The sequence below is a fragment of the Synechococcus sp. B60.1 genome, from assembly GCF_047462555.1.
Classification (GTDB): Bacteria; Cyanobacteriota; Cyanobacteriia; order Thermostichales; family Thermostichaceae; genus Thermostichus.
In genome coordinates, this window is record NZ_JANSJN010000097.1 from 6,636 (window position 1) to 8,918 (window position 2,283).

Sequence of the window (2,283 nt, forward strand, 5' to 3'; positions counted from 1 at the left end):
GCAGGGCTGGAGTGGAGCCCGACACCTGCTTCTATGTCAATCACCTGGAGTTGGTGCGAGGTTGCGAGGGCAGGATCGATGTCGATCAGTTGCCCCCACCTGATCTGGCCATCGAGTCCGACGTTACTTCCCGAACTTTTATTGAGGCCTATAGAGCCATCGGCGTGCCGGAAGTTTGGATCTTGGGTGAGCGAAGTTTGCGGATCTTTATCCTGCAGGGAGAAGACTACGTAGAATCAAGCTGCAGCCGGCTTTTTCCAGACTTCGACATCCCCAATCTTGTACCTCAACTCATTCGACGCGCCCTAGAAATTGGTACCAGCACCATGTTGCGTGAATTTCGCCAAACCCTTGGCAATTCCTAACCCTGTTTCCCGCTTTTGGAGAAGATCCCATGACCGGTCATCGCCCTGCTCGTCCTGGCAACACGCCTCAGCCGCTTGCTCGTCCCCCCAGGCCAGGGGATCCCAGCCGCCGGCCGCCTCAGGAAAATCGAGGCCCCAATTCTCCTAGAGGAGGCAATGGAGGGGGAAACCAGCCGCGCGGTGGAGGCGGTGGCGGAGGAGGCAACAATCCTCAGCCCTCGCCTTGGCTGGGTCACCCCTTGGATCCCACGCCCAGGCCGGATCCCACCGCCGGTTTTATTGAATATCTGCGTTGGATGCGAGCGCGGCTCGATGCTTTTAAAGACGGCACCAAAGCGGAGCTGGCGCACCAAGTGGAAACAACGATCAACCTTGGAGCCCGCTTGAAAGTTTTGAACGAGCGCACCCAACGCATTGCCAGCGACACCTTTCAGGTTACCTGTCCCTGGCGAATTCGAATCGGTGGGGCCAAGGGCCCAGAGAGCATGTTGCTCCCCGCTTTCGATCCCTTAGGGATCCCTTACATTCCTGGCTCCACCCTGCGCGGTGTAGCCCGCTCCCAGGCCATTCGGGAGCTGATGCAGGAGCGCAACCTATCTTGGGATCAAGCAGACCAAGCTGTAGCTCCTTGGTTTGGCCACCTACAAGCTGAGGAAAAAGATAGCGCCGGCAAGGTTGTCTTTTTGGATGCCTATCCGGTACCCACTCGCCCCCAAAGGCGGGAGGATCCCGATAACTCCAAAACGGGGGGGCTGGCTGTAGATATTGCTAATAACGTCTGGAAATGGAATGGAAAAAATCTTGAATACTCGACCAACCCCAACTTATTTTTCTCTCTCAAGCAAGCCACTTTTTTGATTGGCCTGCGCAAAGGCAGCGGCTGCACCGATGAGATGCTGGATCAAGTTAAGCAATGGCTCCTCCGGGGTTTGGAGCAAGGGGTGGGATCCCAAGTAAATACTGGCTACGGCCGGCTGGTTTCCTCAGGAAGATCCCCCGACAAGTACCGGGGAGAATTCTTGCGACTGCCCTTTGAGCTAGAAGGCCAACTCATTCACGGGCGCCAGGTAGTCAACTGGAGACCCGACAAGAATCGCTACGACAACCGATCCATCGCCGAAGTGCGGCCCGTGGCCTTTAAGAATATGCTGCGCTATTGGTTCCGCACCTTTGCCCTGGGAGTTTTGCCGGTCGATCAGGTGCAGGAGTGGGAAGGGCAACTTTTTGGCGCCATCACCCCTAAGCAAAAACACGGCTGGATCCATGTAGATCTCCTAGATGGCAAAGTCTCTCAGCCGGAGCCGGAGCCCAATCAGCAAGGAAGAAATAAACCTGCCGGACGACAAGAAGGGATCCTCGTCTTGAGTCTTTCGGGCGAGTGCCAAAATTATGCTTCGCAGAAAGATCAAGAGGCGGCGAAAAAGCTCTTTGCCAACCTCACCTGGATGATGTTCCATCTGGGAGGTGTGGGCCAAGGGGCCAGAAGACCCTGCTACTCCCGCCAAAACCGCGAGCGGGCTCCCTGGTGGCGCGGCTCTACCCTAATTCCCAGGTCAGAGGATGCCTTTTGGGAGCTGCCGAAATCGGTGGCTGAGTTTCAGAAGCTTTTCCAAAAGCGTCTGGAAAACTTTTTTGCCGCTCTCGAGACTCTAACCAAGCAGGCGATTAACCCCAATAGCCCAGGAAGTGTTGGCCAAGTTGACAGGGATAAATGGCCGCAAGCAGTGGATGCCAACTGCCAGATTGTGGTCTGCAGCGGCGAGGAAGAGTTTAATAAACCCTATGCCCTGGCAACTTTGCATCGTCTTGGCCGGCAGGGCGAAGGCCGGTACGACAAGTTCTTGTGTGGGGGTGTACAGGTACCCTCTCCGGTTTGGATTGCCGATTTGGGTGATTACCAAGTGGTTACCGTTTTTGG

At 55.8% G+C, this 2,283-nt stretch carries 2 protein-coding genes; both read left to right on the forward strand.

The window, feature by feature from the left end; genetic code table 11:
- Positions 1–365: Uma2 family endonuclease (locus NW863_RS10555; protein WP_414366233.1), on the forward strand; the 365-nt coding region annotated here is incomplete at its 5' end.
- Positions 366–394: 29 nt separating this feature from the next.
- A partial coding sequence (locus NW863_RS10560; protein WP_414366234.1) for an RAMP superfamily CRISPR-associated protein occupies positions 395–2,283 on the forward strand: 1,889 nt, incomplete at its 3' end.